The sequence below is a fragment of the Fibrobacter sp. UWB13 genome (assembly GCF_900177805.1).
Lineage (GTDB): Bacteria > Fibrobacterota > Fibrobacteria > Fibrobacterales > Fibrobacteraceae > Fibrobacter.
This window is the reverse complement of the sequence record NZ_FXAX01000004.1, coordinates 174,738-191,612: the sequence shown is the minus strand read 5'-3', so window position 1 is coordinate 191,612 and position 16,875 is coordinate 174,738. Positions and strand designations below refer to the sequence as shown.

Genomic DNA, 16,875 nt, shown 5'->3' with positions numbered 1-16,875 from the left:
TGCATGTCATGCCGGACTCCGTTCCGGCATCGCCTTTTCATAAGCGAGATGGCGACCCCGGAAAGGCGAACGAGGCGAACGCTGCGTCAAAGATTTTAATCTTTGACATAGCTGAGCCGAAGGGCCTTGTGCTTGCACAATAAATCCGGGATGACAGTCCGGGGGGACAAGCCGAAGTTGCACATAGCTTTACAAGCAGTTGCGTTTTTGCTGCAGGTAGAGGTCGGCAAGGACGAGGGCTGCCATGCTTTCGACAATCACGGGAGCGCGGACGGCAACACAAGGATCGTGCCTTCCCTTGGCGGCAAGTTCTCCATTCTCGTAACCGCGGCCGGCGGTCTTTTGCAACTGCGAAATCGTGGCGGTCGGCTTGAATGCCATGCGGCAGTAAATCGGTTCACCGTTAGAGATGCCGCCAAGGCTACCACCCGCGTTGTTTGTACGCGTGTGGTAGGTGTTGCCTTCTACGTAAATTTCATCATTGTGCTCGCTGCCGTGCATGCGTGCTGCAGCAAAGCCACTGCCGATTTCAAATCCCTTGCATGCCGGTATGGAAAGCATTGCCTGAGCAAGGAGGGCGTCAAGCCTGTCGAATACCGGTTCGCCGAGGGCTGCCGGAACGTTTTTCACGAGAAGCGCTACGGTCCCACCGATGCTATCGCCCTTGGACTTCGCCTCCAGGATAGCCTGTTCCATCTTGGCGCTGGCGTCAGCATCCGGGCAGCGGACGGGGGAAGCTTCAATCTGGTCAAGCGTTAGTGTGTTCAAGTCGGGCGTAGTTCCATCGACTGTACCGACGGAAGAAACCCACGAGAGAAATTCCGTACCTGCGACGGTCTTGAGGAATGCTTTCGCGACGGCGCCTGCGGCTACGCGACCGATGGTCTCGCGGGCAGAGCTTCTGCCTCCGCCTCGGTAATCGCGGAACCCGTACTTGAGGTCGTAGCAGAGGTCTGCGTGCCCCGGTCTGTACCACTTGGCGATGTCGGCATAGTCCTTGCTATGCTGGTCTTCATTAAATACGACAAACGAGATGGGCGTGCCAGTTGTTTTGCCTTCGAAAACGCCAGAAAGAATCTTCACCGTATCTTTTTCGTTACGGGGAGTCGTCAGTTTGCCCTGGCCCGGGCGCCTGCGATTCAGTTCTGCCTGAATCATTTCTTCGGTGATTGGGAGGCCGGCGGGGCATCCATCGAGGACGGCTCCGACAGCAGGACCATGGGATTCACCCCATGTTGTGACAGAAAATATCTTTCCAAACGTGCTTGACATGTGACCAAATATAAATTTTGGACCAAAAAAACTTTTTTTTATGAAAATTTTTTGCTTACTTAGAAAAAGTTTACTATCTTTTACAATATCTAGAGGAGTCAATCGTGTCCAAGTTCGGAATTGTCATAACTTTTTTGATTCTTGTGCTTTCGCTTCATGTGCAAGCACAGTCTCAGAATAATTTTGCTGGCATTCCATTTGGGGCCGCTCGTGAAACCGTTATCGAAGAAATGATGAAAAAAGGTTACGAACCTTACGGTCAGACGGGCATTGGCGAACGCGTGGTGATTCCTGTTTATATGTTCGGCGAACTGCCAGTTCAGGTTGACTTCATTTTCAATAAGAATGATAAGTTCTATGCCTTTGAAATCCGTACAGGTCGTGTCGAACGTGCTCGCTTGAGCAAGACTTTTGAAGCTGTTGCCTATATGTCTGACCAGTTTACGCTCAAGTATGGCAAGGCATCTGGTGCGCCGGCTATTAGCGAACTTTCGAACCTTAAAGAAAATGTGCATAATCTCTACCAGGAATGGTTCTCGGTGAAGGCTCTCGATGCTTATACCGCGGTGATCCAGAAGGGTAATCGCTATTATGCAGTAGGTTCTGTAACGCACCGCCAGCTCGCTACGGAAAGCGAAGCCAAGCGTGCTCGCGAAAAAGCTCCGGAAGCGGCTGCTTTCTAAAATTCCAAAAAAGCTAAAAGCGCTAAATCGACCCGAACGGGTCGTTTTTTTTTATGCTGTCGATTTGGTAGAATCTGGCGAAATGCGATGATTAATTTTTTTTTCTTCAAGCTATTGACTTTTGTTGAAATAATTATATATTTTTAATTGTTACAAAAACAAGAACAAAATTAAATGAGTTTTTGTAATATTTCATCAAATTCCGCATAGCGGAAAAGGAGAAGATATGAAGGTCTGGGTTTGCAAAGTTTGCGGTTACGTTCACATGGGTCCGGAAGCTCCGGAAGAATGCCCGCAGTGCCACGCTCCGAAGAGCAAGTTCTTCGAAAAGGTGGAAACGCCTGCTGCAGGGAAGATTGTCTGGGCTGACGAACACAAGGTCGGTGTCGCTCAGGGCTTGGATGCCGAAGTGGTGCAGGGCCTCCGTGAAAATTTCGCGGGTGAATGTACCGAAGTGGGCATGTACCTTGCGATGAGCCGTCAGGCGGACCGCGAAGGATTCCCGGAAGTGGCTGAAGCTTACAAGCGCATCGCTTTCGAAGAAGCTGAACATGCTGCCAAGTTTGCAGAACTCTTGGGCGAAGTCGTCTATGCCGACACCAAGAAGAACCTGGAACTTCGCGTTGCTGCCGAAGCGGGAGCAACTGAAGGCAAGCTTGCTCTTGCAAAGCGCGCCAAGGAACTCGGTTACGATGCTATCCATGACACTGTTCATGAAATGTGTAAGGACGAGGCCCGTCACGGCTCTGCTTTCCAGGGCTTGCTCGGTCGCTACTTCAAGTAAGATTGGAGTGTGGTGCGGTTCCGGACGTCTCAGGGCGTGCGGGGCCGCTTTTTTATGGAATGTTTGAGGAAAAGGGGTGTGATATGCAGGATACAGCAAGCATACTCAAGGATCACGGCATAAGGCCTTCGCTGCAGAGGGTTTGTGTCTACCATTACCTGCGGGGAGTCAAGACGCACCCGACGGTCGATGAAATCTATATGGCGCTTTTGCCAAAATACCCGTCGCTTTCGCGCACGACGGTCTACAATACATTGGAACTGTTGCTCGAAAATGACTTGGCGATTTCGCTGGATTTTGGCGACGGCTTCTTGCGCTACGATGCGGACTGCTCTCCGCATAGCCATTTCAAGTGCAGAAAATGCGGCAAGGTCTATGATATCTTTATAGCGCCGCCAGATTGCACACAGATGATTCCCTCCGGATTTACCTTGCAGGGAACTTCGCTCTATATGTTTGGACTGTGCGACAAGTGCGCGGTCGGAGAAGGCGGATTAAACTAGTCCTTTAATTTGTCGAGAGCTTCGTTTGGCCCGATGATGAACAGCACGTCGTCTTCTTGCAAGATGACATCTGCAATGTTACCGATTTTAGGCGTTGGCTCCTGCGGATCGCGAATGGCGATCACCTGCACGCCGTACTTGTGCGTGAGCGACAGCGTCTTAAGAGTTTTACCGATAAATTGCTTGGGACAGACAAGTTCCACGATGGAATAGCCTTCCATGAACGGAAGGAAGTCGACCATGTTCGGGCGGTTCAAGCGTTCGGCAAGGCTTATGGCAGCGTCGCGTTCCGGGTGGAAAATATCTGTAACGCCAAGCTTTTCCAAAATGCTCGTGTGTTCGGCACTGCTCGACTTTGCGATGATGTGCTTGACTCCGAGTTCCTTTAGGTTCAGGATGGTGAGGAGGGATGCTTCCAGGTTGCTACCGATGCAGACGATAACGCTATCCGCCTTGGTTAATGACGGGATGGAGGCGAGCTGCTTTTTGCGGGTGCTGTCGGCGACAACGGCTTGCGAGACCATGCTGGCGAAGTCTTGGACTTTTTCGGGATGAGAGTCGATGACCATGATGTCATGACCGAGCGACGTCAAATGACGGGCAAGGTAGTTTGCCGAATTCCCAAGACCGATAATCACGAATTGTCTAGAAGCCATAATTTAAATATAGTATTAAGTTAACCGACCATTATATCTTCTTCGGCGTAATAAGCGGTGTCCTGAAGCTTGCCTGCGACTGCCGAAATCAGGAACAATGGTCCCATTCGTCCGATGAACATCACGCAGCAGATGACGATTTTCCCGACCGTGGTGAGTTCTTCGGTAAGTCCCATCGAAAGTCCGCATGTGGCATAAGCGCTCACGACTTCGAACAGAATTTTGAGGAATGGCGTGCTGTTGGCGGAGTAGGCTGTGCCGGAGGGAATTTCGGTGCAGAGGAGAATGAGCGTTGCCGCAGCAATCACAACCATGGCGACGACGAAAATTCGAATTGCCTTATCGACGGTGTTGTTCGGGATGGTGCGACCCATGACTTGAGTCTTTTCTCTGCCGAGGAGTCTGTTTATGCCCAAAAGCCCGATGACTGCTGCGGTCGTAATCTTGATGCCACCCCCACAGCTACCAGGGTTTGCGCCGATGAACATGATGATGATAAAGAAGAAGAGCGATGCCTGCGTGAGGTCAGGAATGTTCAAGGAGTTGAGTCCTGCCGTGCGGCTTGTGAACGCCATGAATAATACGGATTGTGCGTTTTCGCCTATGGTGTGTCCGCTAAAGAGGTTGTTCCATTCGGTGAACGAGAAGACGAGAATGCTTGCGACGATGACGATGATGGTGCCGTAAGTCGCAATGCGGGTGTGCAAAGAAACGCGGCGGATTTCCTTGTGGCTGAAGTCGAAGATGTAGCGCAGCTCTGCAATGGCAAGGAACCCGAAACCGCCTGCCAGTACGAGGATGCAGGTGGTGATGTTCATGACGGGGTTGTACTGGAAACCTTCGAGCGAGTTGGGGAACAACGTAAATCCTACACCGCAGAATGAACTGACTGCCTGGAAAACAGAGCATAAAATGCGGTCGTACATTTCCATAGATTCGAACTGCGTGAAGTAGACGGTGCCGCCGATGAGTTCCAGAACAAATGTAAATGGGATGACTGCCTTGAGGATGCGACCTGCGTCGATGTTTCCTTCTTGCGTGAATTCGGAGAAGAATACGGACTGGTGGCTAAATCCTGGATGCATGCCGGCAAGCAAGATAAGTGTTGTAGATGCGGTCATGATACCGAGTCCGCCAAGCTGCATGAGGACGATGATGAACCAGTGGCCTGTATCTGTATATGTAGAAGAAATGTCGACAACGGAAAGTCCGGTGACGCAGACGGCAGACATCGATGTGAAAAAGGCTTCGATAAAATCTATGGGGCGAGTGGTGGATGCGGGGAGACTTAAAAGCCCGGTGCCAATCGCAATGAGTAGAAGATAGGCGAGCACCACCAGCATGATCGGGTTGGCCTGGGTCCTCGTCTTGAAAATGTTCTCGGAAAGCGAGTCCGTGAGCATCTGGTACTTTGAACGTAGCATAAGAGGGAATTTAGTAAAGTTGAGGGGGCGGTTCTTGCTGAAAAAGGAAAAGACTCCGCTCGCGCGGAGTCTTTGTTGTAAGGAGGAAAATCGTTGGTTAATCCTGGACGCAGCGGACGCTGAAGCGCTTTGTCTTGGAGTCGACCTGGAAGAACAATCTATCTTCGCCTTCCTTGTCCTTGACATATTCGGGAGATTTCTCCACGATGATGAGTGCTCCGTTTGTTCCGCCGTTTTCGTCGAATTTCTTGTCGCCGGATTCCGGAGTTCCGGATGTCCAGTGGAAGCCCATGTCACCCATGAAGTTGCAGTCGCCGTCCTTGCAGCGTCCGCTATAGCTCCAAGGCATAGCTTCGTTGTTAATAGCTGTTTGAGCTTCTTCGCGGCTCGGAAGGCGCCAACCGGTCGGGCATGCCTTCTGGGCGCCGTTGAATGTGTAAAGTCTTCCGTTTGTTGCGCAGTTGGCGTCGGATTCGTTGTAGCATTCGCTGTTGGCGATAGCGTAATTGATGTCCTGTGCCATCCAGAGCTTTGTGCCAACTTGAATAAGGGTGTAAGTCTGGTTGTCACGCGTGTCGGTCATCTGGAGACCTTGGACGACGGGTTCCTTGTTTTCGGGCGTGTCGATGGTAATGCCGTTATTGCTGGAGGAACTCTTTGCAACCGGTGTTGCCTTGGAGGAGGATGAAGGCGGCTTCACCGTAGCTTCGCAACCTGCGGTCCAGATGCAGTACGTCTGGCTTTCGTCCACCATGTCAGGGTGCTGGACGCTCGATTGACTGGGAACGGTTACTGTCTGGTGCTTTTCAGTTGTGTCTCTGACGCCGATGACAATCGTAGAATCTCCCGGATTGGAAATGGAGGACGATGTTGGCGAAACGACAGAGGAAGAACTAGTGATGGAGACAGGAGGTGCCATTGGACTTGGATCGTCCGAACAGCCGAAAAAGAGGGTGGAGGCCCCTACAATAACGAAAGAAAGGAGATTTTTCTTCATGATTACCAAATATAGTTTACAAAAATGGTTTGCTGTAGCAAAAACTTTTTTACTATCTTTGGAATCACTATGAGCAATGTTGAAATTTTCGACACCACCTTCGCCATGACGATCCTTGTGATCATGGCTCTCTGCATCCCCACAGTTCTTCTCGTCGCCAACTGGGTTTTGCACCCGGGCAAGATCAAGCATACCCTTATTAAGGGTTCTGCTTACGAATGTGGCCTTGCTCACGTTTCCGGTACGGCAAACGAGCGCTATCCGGTAAAATATTACATGGTGGCTATGCTCTTCTTGGTGTTTGACCTCGAAGTCGCCTTTATTTATCCCTGGACCATCCAGTTCCTCGCTGGCGGCTGGGAATTGCTGTTCATCCTCCTTGGCTTCCTCCTGATTCTCGAAGCCGGTTACATCTACCTCTTGAAGAAGGGTGTGTTGGACTGGAACAGCGTTAAGGACTAATCCTTAAACCGTTGATTATTCTATCTCAAAATGGCGGATGCAGGCTCTCGGGTTTGCATCCGCTTTTTTTATCCCCAGAAACTAATAACTATTGACTAGTGACTACCCACTAGAAGGCGTCGCGGACGTACATCGTCATGCCGAGGTGCTTGAAATCGACCCACGAAAATTCGCAGCGGGCATACAGGTTTTCTTTCTGGTTGAGCGCCAACCGCCCCCCGAAGCCCAAGCTCCTATGCCACTTGTTACGCATAAGGTCGCTAAAGTAATCGCCCGTTTTTCCGCCTTCGAAGAAAATGTCACCGGCGAGTCGCCAGAACAGTTTCTTGCGGAATTCTACTTGTAAAAACATCGCCTGGTTGCCGTAGAAGAAGTTCTTTTCGACGCCTCGGAACCGCTTGAGCCCGTCCGAGCCTGCAAGTTTGTCAAAAGGAGCGTCTCCGTCGATGCGTTGCCAGAGGAAACCGACAGCCATGGACGTATTCCAGATGAATTCTGTATAGCCGCGGACATCGAGTTCCTGATGGGTGAAATTGTAGTCGCCTAAGGCTTTGTTATAAAAGTAGTGTCCCCATTGTACAAGGTAACCATGCCGAGCCCAGTTGGTGTTGTCGCGGGAGTCTATGGAAAGATGGTAGCCTACGCCGTTTCTCCAGCCGTCTGTGTTTTCAGGGCGATTGAGAGTCCCGTGGTAATTGTACCGGTTGAGGTCAATCTCGGTGCTGTTTATCTCGAAAAATAGCCCGTAGCGGAAGTCCGGAAGCCATTGCTTTGTACCAAAATTGGCTTCGGTTAAGGATGTAAAATAGAATGTGTGGCGGTCGAACTTGCGGTAGTCGTCGATGTCGGGATCGTTGCCTCTACCAAAGTAATTACCGACCCAGTTTTCGTAATGGAGGTCGACATCTCCTGAAATTCGATCGTTCAACAAGAAGAACTTGGGTGATACAGAACCCGTGACCTGCTTGCGTGTTGTGCCGTAAAAGGAAAGGTCTAGCTCGGTGGAGTTTCCGCCGGTAAATTCAGGTTTGAAGAATATGATAGCCATTGCCCCGAACTGGTACCGGGTTTCTTCGGTATAGCCAAGAATGGGAACGACGGAAAAACGCTGGAAGTCGTCCGTGGAATCGGCTTCAACTCCTGCAAATGCTGGTGCGGCGAAGGCTGCTAGTGCTAGTAGCTTTTTAGACAAAAAACGCATTTCGTCCAAATTTAGATAATTAAAGGCATCTCCTTTTTTTTAAAGTTTGCATTAAAAGTTTTAAACGCAAGATTTTTATTTTTGTGAAAAAGAAGTAGGTTTTTATGCCCATTTTGTCGGTTCATAATATTTTGCTGCGTTTTGGCGGTCCGCCGCTTTTGGATAATGTCTCGTTCGATATTGAGGCTGGCGACCGCATTTGCCTTGTGGGTCGTAATGGCGAGGGCAAGAGCACGCTTTTGAAGGTGCTGACCGGTGAGATGGAAGCGAATTCCGGCGAAATCGTAAAGAAGACGGGGCTTAAGGTCTCCCGCATGATCCAGGAAATCCCCGCACATCTCGACGGGACTGTCCGCGACATTGTGATGGGCCGCGTGTCCGTGGTAAGCGGCGGTTCTGTGATTTCACAGAAGATTCTGGACGATGGCGCGCACAATGCGACTGCCGAGGCGATTCTCGGGAAGACGGGCATCGATGCGGATGCGCCTTACGACAGCTTGAGCGGTGGTCAGAAGCGTCGTGTGCTTTTTGCTCGTGCCGTGGCTGAAGATCCGGATTTGCTTTTGCTCGACGAACCGACGAACCATTTGGATATTCCCGCGATCCAGTGGCTGGAAGGGATTGTGACGCGCTTGAATTGTGCGGTGATGTTTGTGAGCCATGACCGTGCTTTTGTCCGCCGTACGGCAACACGTATTTTTGAGCTTGACCGTGGTCGTGTGCGCAGTTGGGATTTCCCGTACGACAAGTTTGTACAGTTTAGGGACCAGGCGCTTGCCGAAGAAGAAAAGGCAAATGCACTTTTCGATAAGAAGCTTGCCGAAGAAGAAGTCTGGATCCGCAAGGGCATCCAGGCCCGCCGTACGCGCAACGAGGGGCGAGTCCGCGCCCTCATCAAGATGCGCGAAGAACGCGCGGCCCGCCGCTCCCGTACAGGCAATGTGAACATGCAGATTACGGAAGCCGACCGTTCCGGGCGCCTCGTTGCGCGTCTCAAGAATGTGAGCTATTCCTATGACGGGAGTCCGCTCATTAGCGACCTCTCGACCGAAATCAGCCGTGGCGACCGTATTGGCATTGTGGGGCCGAATGGCTCCGGCAAGACGACATTACTCCGCTTGATTCTTGGCGAACTCCAGCCGGAATCGGGTGAAGTGCGCTTGGGCAGTAACCTCCATATTGCCTATTTTGACCAGATGCGTACCCGCCTGCGCGAAGACAAGTCGCTCATCGAGAACATCGGTGACGGTCAGGCTTATATCACATTGAACGGTGTCAAACGCCATGTGTTAAGTTATTTGCAAGACTTCTTGTTCTCGGCGGATCGCGCCCGTGGTCCGATCAGTGCGCTTAGTGGCGGTGAACGCAACCGCCTTTTGCTCGCGTGCCTCTTTAGCCACCCGAGCAACGTCTTGGTGCTTGACGAACCGACGAACGACTTGGACATGGAAACCCTCGACCTTCTGGCGGAACTTTTGGCGGACTATAACGGCACCGTCCTGACTGTCAGTCATGACCGTGCCTTCCTCGATTCCGTGGCGACGGGCATCCTCGCCATCGAAGAAGATGGTCATGTCTTTGAAGCGGTTGGCGGTTACTCCGATTACGAGGCGAACAAGAAGCTCCGCGACAAGGAAGCCGCCCAGGCAGCCCGCCTGGCCGCCGAACGCGAAGCCGAAAAGCAAGCTCGCTCTAACGCTGGCGCCGGCGCCGCCTCTGCGTCCCCCGCGCCTGCGAAAAAGAAAAAGCGCAGCTACAACGAGGAGCGCGAATACGCCGCCCTCCCCGAAAAAATCGAAAAGCTCGAAAAGGAAATTGCCGACTACCAGCTGGAACTTTCCAAGCCCGAAGTCTACACGAACGCAACCCTCATCGTGGAACTCCAGAAAAAGATTGCCGATGACGAGGCTCTGCTCGAACAGGCTTACGAGCGCTTCGAAGCCCTTGACAATTTGGGATGATTTTTTTTTGCTCCCCTAGTGACAAAGCTCACGGGATAATATAGATTTACCCTGATGGGTCTTGGTGTTGAAATCTTAGAGGAGTTTTTATAATGAAATCGCTATCGTTATCTTTGGTGATGGCGTTGGCTGGCGCGACGACGGGTTTCGCCGGCACGACGGTTTGGAGTTTTGATAAACAGAAAGGCAATGACATGCAGCCGGCTGGGTGGTATTCCTATGCCCAGCCGCAACCGAATACAAAGGGTACTCTTTCCGATACCGATGATGGGTATAAGCAGTTTTCTGTAGAGTTGGATCTCAATTCAGAAGAGTATAGTGTTGCAGGTTTTGGTTTTTCGTGGAAATCTTCTGGTGGACAGGAAACGGATGTAGATCTTTCTGCTCATTCTGGCCTTTGCTTTACCTATAAGGCGGATCGTCCGTTCCGTTTTGACTTGAAGCAGTCTACTATTACGGACTACAACTATTATGGCGTGAACCTCCCGGCTGCAACCGAATTTACGGCGAAGTACCTTGATTTCCAGAATTTCGCTCAAGAAGCGGGCTGGGGCCAGACTGCCTCGTTGGATTTGGCAAAACAGCTAGCTGTTCAGATTAGCTACAAGGCGGGCATTGCTGCAAACCTTGAAGAAAGTGACGCCAATAGGCATAAAAACGTCATTACGGTTGCTTCCATTTCTCTCGGTGAATGCGAAACGGTCGTAGAAAAGCCGACTCTTGCGGTGCTTGAACCGTATAACAAGGCTCAGACCGTGACGATGAAGGAAACGGATTCCTTGAAGATTCCTCTTTCGAAGGTCTTTACTGCGGGCGAAAATGAAGAGATTACGATTGCGACTTCGATGCCTGCCAATATCTTGACGAAGATCAAGCCGGCTGATGCGCCGACTTTGGCGGACACTCTTGTGTTTGTTTCTAGGAATATTGAACGCGATACAGCATTAGCTCTTAATATCTTTGCTTTGAGTAGCGAAGGAACTTCTGTAAAGGCTCAGTTTAACGTTATCATTACGGCTGATGCTGAAGGTCCGGGACCTGATCCGGTTTGCCCGGGTGACCCGGAATGCCCGGATGATCCTCCTGCAGAAAATCACCCGACAACGGTGCTTGCTCCTTATGATGAAGTCGTTGTGCTGAAGATTGATGAAACGGATACAGTCAAAGTTCCGTTGGTAGATCTTTTTGCAGACGAAGACAATGACAAGCTCATTTTTGCCGTTGACATGTCTGCTCCGTTGATTTCCATCTTGACTCCGATGGACAAGGCTACGTTGAATGATACCCTTCGCTTTACTCCGACCGGTATTAAAAAGGATACGAGTATCAATGTGGCGATTTATGCGACGGATGGAAAGTCTGAATCTGTCTTTGTCCAGTACGCCTTGACAATCAAGGATGCCAATAGACCGCCGGTGGCTTTGGATACGTCGTATACAGTGAACGAAGGCGAAGATTTGATTGTTCCGATTGTGCGCGGTCTTGCTGCAATGAACACGGATCCGGATGGCGATGACTTCCTGGTTGTGCCGGTGGATTCTACCAAGCATGGCGTTTTGACGGAATTCTCCCAGTTGGGTTCGTTCGTCTATACTCCGGAAAAGGATTTCCGTGGCGATGACACGTTGACTTACGTGCTTGTGGAAACTGCAAATCATACGATGATTAGTAACAAGGGTACTGTGGTCATCCACGTGGTGCCGATCAACGCCAAGCCGACCGTGACGGTTGCCGATAGTGCATTCCTGAAGGATACGCTTGTTCTCGATATGGACTTCGACGAAGATACCGTAAAACAGATCAAGATTCCGACAAAGTCCTTGGTCTTTAAGGATCGTGAAGTTACCGAAGGCACGCAGAAGTTTACTTATAAGGCTGTAGGTACAAAGATTATTGCTACAGTCGATAGCGTGACTACAAGCACCTACTTTATTTCTCTGAAGCCGGTGGCTAGTGCAACGGGTCTTGCAACTATCTTCTTCTATGCTTCGGATGGCAAGGATTCCGTCGGTGTGAAGCTTTATGCAAAGCTTGTCTCTCCGAAGGATGTCGCCCAGGCTGTAAAGGACGAGTACACCACGTTTAACGATAGCACTCTTACGGTGGATGCCAAGGAAGGTGTTCTTGCTAACGACAAGTATCCAGAAGGCGTGACGAAGGGTATGGAAGCTGAACTTGCTCAGAAGCCTGCTCATGGAACGTTGACATTCAATAAGGACGGTAGCTTCAAGTACGTGCCGGAAGAAGGCTATGAAGGTGTCGATTACTTTGGTTACTATGCCGTTGTCAAGGGGACGAAGTCCAAAGCCGCTATCGTGACAATTGTGGTCGAAAAGCGCAACTTGCTCCCGACCATTGTCGTAAAGTCCAGCACTCTCGATACGACTGTGACCGAAGACTTCCCGACTTCGAAAACTTTGAAGTACACGAGTTCTGTGATTGCCTCCTGGTTCAAGGATCCGGAAGGCGACCCGCTGACCTACTCTGCAAAGAGCAAGGATGGCAAGCTCAAGGTTCAGATTACGGATAAGGGAATCCTTGAAATCAACTCCGTTCAGGATTCTACGGGCAAGGCTTATGTGGTCGTGACGGCAACAGACAAGAAGTCTGGCTCCAAGAGCTTTGAATTCTGCGTGACGATTACTCCGGTAAACGACAAGCCTGTGCTGTTGCATCGCGATACCATCTATGTATCCGAAAAGTCCGACTGGAAAGTCAAATGGGATTTGGATACGCTTGTGACGGATGTCGATGGCGATGAATTGACCTATACCCCGAACGAGACTGACGCTTTGCTGAAGTACGTTTCGATTTCGATGAAGGGTTCCGTGATTACGGTCAAGGCTAATGAAGGCGTCAAGTTCAAGGACAAGCAGATTCTTGCGATTGGCGTGAAGGCTAGCGATCCGGATAAGTTGAATGTGACGGTTCCGCTGTATGTTATCATTGGTGAAAGACCGATTGGCTTGAAACCGCAGCTTGCTCAGCCGAAGATGAACTGGCAGAATGCTGTGATGGCAAAGCGCGGTACGGCAAAGATCATGGACATGAAGGGTCGCGTGGTCTGGAGTGCTAAGCTTCCGGTGAACCCGGCTGAAGTGCTCAACGCTTCTGCCCAGGTGCAGGGACGCAAGATCCTCCGCGTCAACAACCAGACATGGACGATTAAGTAAGCTCACTTTGCATAAGCGTAAAAGAAAGGCTCCGCATCGCGGAGCCTTTTTCTGACCGTTCGCGCTAGAATCTGCAAAACATGTGCAGGGCTGGCGCTCACTCTCGCAACCGTCCCAGCTTAACGCATGGGACTTGTTGCTCACTATTCTGCTTTGCGTTACTTGACAAGTGCTTCGGTGTCGAGAGCGATGAGGAGTTCTTCGTTTGTTGCAACGACGATTGCCTTCGGCGTGCCATCCTTCGTGATGAGGTGGTTCGATTCCTTGCCGCTCTTGAGGTTGCGTTCTTCGTCAACCTGGTAGCCGAGGAGCTTCAGGTTGTCGAGAGCCTGCTTGCGGACGTAGAAGCTGTTTTCGCCGATGCCGCCCGTGAAGACGATGGCGTCAATGCGTGGGAGAGCCATGGCGATGCCGTCGATTTCGCGGGTGAGGCGGTAGCAGAAGACGTCAAGGGCGATTTGTGCCTGCTTGTTGCCTTCGCTTGCAGCCTGCGTGAGAGTACGCATGTCGTTAGAAAGTCCAGAGAGACCGAGCAAGCCGGATTCCTTGTTAACGAGGTGGTCGAGCTTGTCGATGGTGCCGTATTCTTCACCGTACTTCTTAGCGATGTAGAAGAGGATTGCCGGGTCAAGGCTACCGGAACGGGTACCCATGATAAGGCCTTCGAGCGGTGTGAAGCCCATCGTGGTATCGACGCACTGGCCGTTCAAGATGGCGGAGCAGCTGGAGCCGTTGCCGAGGTGAGCCGTGATGAGGCAGGTTTCTTCGGGCTTGGTGCCGAGAACCTTGCAAGCTTCGGCGGTCACGAAGCGGTGGCTTGTGCCGTGAGCACCGTAACGGCGGATGCCGTCATTTTCATAGAACTTGTACGGGATGCCGTAGAGGTAAGCCTTCTGTGGCATGGTCTGGTGGAAAGCCGTATCGAACACGGCGACTTGCGGGAGACCCGGGAAGAACTTGGTAGCGCATTCCATGCCGGTTGCGTGTGCCGGTTCGTGGAGCGGGGCAAAGAGCGTGATGCTGCGGATGTAGTCGATGACTTCCTGAGAGACCTTTTCGCTCTTGATGTACTTACCGCCATGCACGACGCGGTGGCCGATAGCTTCGATCGTGGAGGTGAGCTTCTGGGCGTCAAGGAACTTCTTGACCTGGTCCACAGCTTCGGCATGCGTGGGGCAGTCGAAGTTGAAGTCAATCTTGCCTTCAGGACCTTTGGCCTTGGTGTGACCGTTCACGCCGATGTTTTCGACGAGGCCGCTAGCGATGGATTCCTGGGTCTTTGTATCGATGACAGCAAATTTTACAGAGGAGCTGCCGCAGTTGAGGACGAGTACGCGCATTTTAGTAATCAGTGGTTAGTGGTTAGTGATTAGGGAGCCTTCGGCTCAGCTGGCAGAACATGATAGAGGTGTCATTCTGAGCGGAGTCCGTAGGACGAAGTCGAAGAATCTAATCGATTGATCGTCTTTGGTCTATAGGACATTTTGCCCCGTTCTTTTTTCTAAATAATAGTATTTTGGCGCGGGGGGATCTAAGGCGGATTACGAATGCGTCAATTGAAACCATATATTCTGCGGGCCCAAGTTTCCATATAGGGCAGAATTTCCTTGTAAGGCACCACGATCATCACGCTGCCATGGGTGTGCCAGCCGATTTCGAAAGATAAGCCGTCAAAACCGATACCGTCTTTCTTCAAAAAAAGCTCGCAAAATTGGCGTTTTTTGTATATTACGTTAGGCGTAATTTTCTTTTGGTGCTTAGGAGGATGAATATGAAAAATTGGCTCTCCCTTGAATTGCTATTTGCCCTTTGCTTGTTGGTGGCGTGTGGCGATGATGAACCTTCTTCACCGATTATAGATGAACCCGAAACGACGAGTAGCTCTTCTAGCGAAAAAGAAAAATCGAGCAGTTCCGAGCAAGAAACGGGTTGCGATACCAAGCCGTATTATCGGGAAGGTTGGCCGATCGATTTGGATTATATTTCGTCGTTGAAAGGCTTCTATGCCTACGGAAGCGATGTGGGGTGCCATTACAATATGGAAAAGGTCGAGGCGACATTATACAGGCTTGTAAAGATCTCTGCTGATTCCACCGCGAAGGAAAAAGTCGGGTCGGTCCCTATAAAGACAACCCTGCTGAGTGATACAACCGATACCGAAAGGTGGGAAACCAAATGGAAATATGAGGCGGACTTGAGCAGTCTCGATAATCCCGCTCTTCCGGATGGAGAATACAGGCTTGCCTGGGGAGAAGGTTTCAATGTCAATTTTTCCCTGATAAGGACATTCCCGAAAATGGAATGGTATGTGAGTGTAAAAAACAAGTATGCGAGCGTGCATTATGGCACGGAATATAAGGGTTACTTTTCGGCTAGAGTCTATTTATACGATAGTACAGGGGCAAACGCCGTTCTCGTGGAGTGCTCTAAATATTGGGACTACATGAGTTGTAAAGTCTACGACATTCTAGATACCTTGAAGGAAGGGCATTATATTATAAGCATGGTGGCCGTGCGTAGGTCTGCTGCTGGCAGTGAATTTCATGATGCCGTGAACGAGGCTCAATTTGGAAACGACTCCCTGCTGTGGGCGCTTTCTCTTGATTCTGCCGGGAACTTCCGTGAGGGTGTTGCCGGGATGCGCCTGGATTCGGATGTGTTTATTGACCATACGGCACCGAAGGTCGTTACGGTCAATAATGCGAAGTATTCCGTCAAGTCAAACGGGACACAGCATGAACGCAAGTATTCCCTTGACTTTGACGCATACGAAGACTTGATAGGGCGTAAAAGCCAGACTTTGATGGTCTCGTTCTTTGTAAATGGACAACTTGCTTATCAGGATTATGTCGAGCAGGAAAAAGATTCGCTCCACCTTGCCTATGAGTTCAGCTATACGGATTCTAAAGCAAAGCTTTCTGTGGATGTTGTCTTGACGGATGCCGATAAAAATTCCGAGTCCCTGGAAATAGAAGATATTGCTGTCGCCGATTCTCAGTATGTGAAAGGCTCTCTCGATAAGCCGCTTACAACAATCCCTGCAATCAAGTACGATTGCAGCAAGTACAAGTGCGTTACGACGGCGTACTTGAACCCTGATGTGGAATATGGGGAACTGCTGGATGCTCGTGACAATCAAGTGTACAGAACTGTGAAAATCGGTAAGCAGGAATGGATGGCACAGAACTTGAATTACGAGGCGGATTCTAGCTTTTGCGATGGTGGCGATCCTGCTTTTTGCGAGATGTATGGGCGCCTTTACACCTGGAATGCGGCTGTGGGAAAAAGTATGAGTGAATGCTCGTATGACGAGGATTGTGATTTTAGCAAGGATACAATTCCGTCTATTTCGCGCATCCGGGGCGTTTGTCCGGACGGCTGGCATATGCCTTCGTTCGATGATTTCTATACATTGCAAACGACAGTTGCAGAGCTCTATCCAGAAAAGTTTGGTTTGCTGGGGAGTCGTCTCGTGAAATCCCAGAATGGTTGGGAAGAGGGCTTGGCGACGAATGAAACCGGTTTCTCCGTTTTGCCGTCAAAGGGCTGGACTTTCAACCAAGAAAGTGCTGCGTTCTGGATTGCCGAGGTGCATTTGGAATATGACGACAACCCTAATTTCCATAAATCGCAGTATAGCCACAATTCGAATATTTACATCGAGTTTACGGCACGAGATGATGCTTTCCCGGAATACGATGTCACGAAAAAGGGTTACCACTTCTCGGTGCGTTGCCTGAAAAATTGATAAATACTAAA

The 16,875-nt window shown here is 50.5% G+C and carries 14 protein-coding genes; 7 read left to right on the top strand and 7 right to left on the bottom strand.

Features of this window, described 5'->3' with window-relative positions; genetic code table 11:
- Window positions 1–189: 189 nt before the first annotated feature.
- Window positions 190–1,272, bottom strand: coding sequence for a chorismate synthase (aroC, locus tag B9Y77_RS14350; protein WP_073425244.1), 1,083 nt, complete (start codon window positions 1,270–1,272; stop codon window positions 190–192).
- A gap of 104 nt (window positions 1,273–1,376) precedes the next feature.
- On the opposite strand from aroC, the gene B9Y77_RS14345 reads away from it, so the two are divergent.
- From B9Y77_RS14345 to B9Y77_RS14335, 3 genes are all read left to right on the top strand, one after another.
- The gene (locus tag B9Y77_RS14345; RefSeq protein ID WP_073425246.1) at window positions 1,377–1,955 is read left to right on the top strand and encodes a hypothetical protein; all 579 of its coding nucleotides are present in this window, start codon (window positions 1,377–1,379) and stop codon (window positions 1,953–1,955) included.
- 226 nt (window positions 1,956–2,181) lie between these two features.
- Window positions 2,182–2,739, top strand: coding sequence for an NADH peroxidase (locus B9Y77_RS14340; protein ID WP_073425247.1), 558 nt, complete (start codon window positions 2,182–2,184; stop codon window positions 2,737–2,739).
- An 83-nt stretch (window positions 2,740–2,822) separates the two neighbouring features.
- Window positions 2,823–3,242, top strand: a complete 420-nt coding sequence (locus B9Y77_RS14335; RefSeq protein ID WP_085492137.1) for a Fur family transcriptional regulator — start codon at window positions 2,823–2,825, stop codon at window positions 3,240–3,242.
- Here B9Y77_RS14335 and B9Y77_RS14330 read toward each other — a convergent pair.
- From B9Y77_RS14330 to B9Y77_RS14320, 3 genes are all read right to left on the bottom strand, one after another.
- Window positions 3,239–3,898: a potassium channel family protein gene (locus B9Y77_RS14330; protein WP_073425250.1), complete on the bottom strand. Its 660-nt coding sequence runs from the start codon at window positions 3,896–3,898 to the stop codon at window positions 3,239–3,241. The genes B9Y77_RS14335 and B9Y77_RS14330 overlap by 4 nt on opposite strands.
- A 20-nt stretch (window positions 3,899–3,918) precedes the next feature.
- Window positions 3,919–5,322 carry a TrkH family potassium uptake protein gene (locus B9Y77_RS14325; protein WP_085492136.1) on the bottom strand — a complete coding sequence of 468 codons (1,404 nt, stop codon included), beginning with the start codon at window positions 5,320–5,322 and terminating at the stop codon, window positions 3,919–3,921.
- 97 nt (window positions 5,323–5,419) lie between these two features.
- A complete protein-coding gene (locus tag B9Y77_RS14320) occupies window positions 5,420–6,319 on the bottom strand; it encodes an FISUMP domain-containing protein (protein ID WP_085492135.1) in 900 nt (299 codons plus the stop codon).
- A 69-nt stretch (window positions 6,320–6,388) separates the two neighbouring features.
- Here B9Y77_RS14320 and B9Y77_RS14315 point away from each other — a divergent pair, with 69 nt between their 5' ends.
- Window positions 6,389–6,781, top strand: coding sequence for an NADH-quinone oxidoreductase subunit A (locus B9Y77_RS14315; protein WP_073425255.1), 393 nt, complete (start codon window positions 6,389–6,391; stop codon window positions 6,779–6,781).
- Between the two features lie 109 nt (window positions 6,782–6,890).
- Here B9Y77_RS14315 and B9Y77_RS14310 read toward each other — a convergent pair whose 3' ends face one another.
- On the bottom strand, window positions 6,891–7,982 hold the full coding sequence (locus B9Y77_RS14310; protein ID WP_073442641.1) for a BamA/TamA family outer membrane protein: 1,092 nt from the start codon (window positions 7,980–7,982) through the stop codon (window positions 6,891–6,893).
- Between the two features lie 104 nt (window positions 7,983–8,086).
- Between B9Y77_RS14310 and B9Y77_RS14305 the strand changes: the two genes are divergently transcribed.
- Window positions 8,087–9,943, top strand: coding sequence for an ATP-binding cassette domain-containing protein (locus B9Y77_RS14305; protein ID WP_085492134.1), 1,857 nt, complete (start codon window positions 8,087–8,089; stop codon window positions 9,941–9,943).
- A 92-nt stretch (window positions 9,944–10,035) separates the two neighbouring features.
- Window positions 10,036–13,116: an Ig-like domain-containing protein gene (locus B9Y77_RS14300; protein WP_085492133.1), complete on the top strand. Its 3,081-nt coding sequence runs from the start codon at window positions 10,036–10,038 to the stop codon at window positions 13,114–13,116.
- Window positions 13,117–13,274: 158 nt separating this feature from the next.
- Here the strand turns inward: B9Y77_RS14300 and B9Y77_RS14295 are convergent, their stop codons facing one another.
- The gene (locus B9Y77_RS14295; protein WP_085492132.1) at window positions 13,275–14,456 is read right to left on the bottom strand and encodes an acetate/propionate family kinase; all 1,182 of its coding nucleotides are present in this window, start codon (window positions 14,454–14,456) and stop codon (window positions 13,275–13,277) included.
- A 212-nt stretch (window positions 14,457–14,668) separates the two neighbouring features.
- Window positions 14,669–14,812 carry a hypothetical protein gene (locus B9Y77_RS16090; protein ID WP_176221781.1) on the bottom strand — a complete coding sequence of 48 codons (144 nt, stop codon included), beginning with the start codon at window positions 14,810–14,812 and terminating at the stop codon, window positions 14,669–14,671.
- A 75-nt stretch (window positions 14,813–14,887) separates the two neighbouring features.
- On the opposite strand from B9Y77_RS16090, the gene B9Y77_RS15825 reads away from it, so the two are divergent.
- Complete coding sequence (locus B9Y77_RS15825) at window positions 14,888–16,864, top strand: FISUMP domain-containing protein (protein WP_176221780.1); 1,977 nt, start codon at window positions 14,888–14,890, stop codon at window positions 16,862–16,864.
- Window positions 16,865–16,875: the final 11 nt, after the last annotated feature.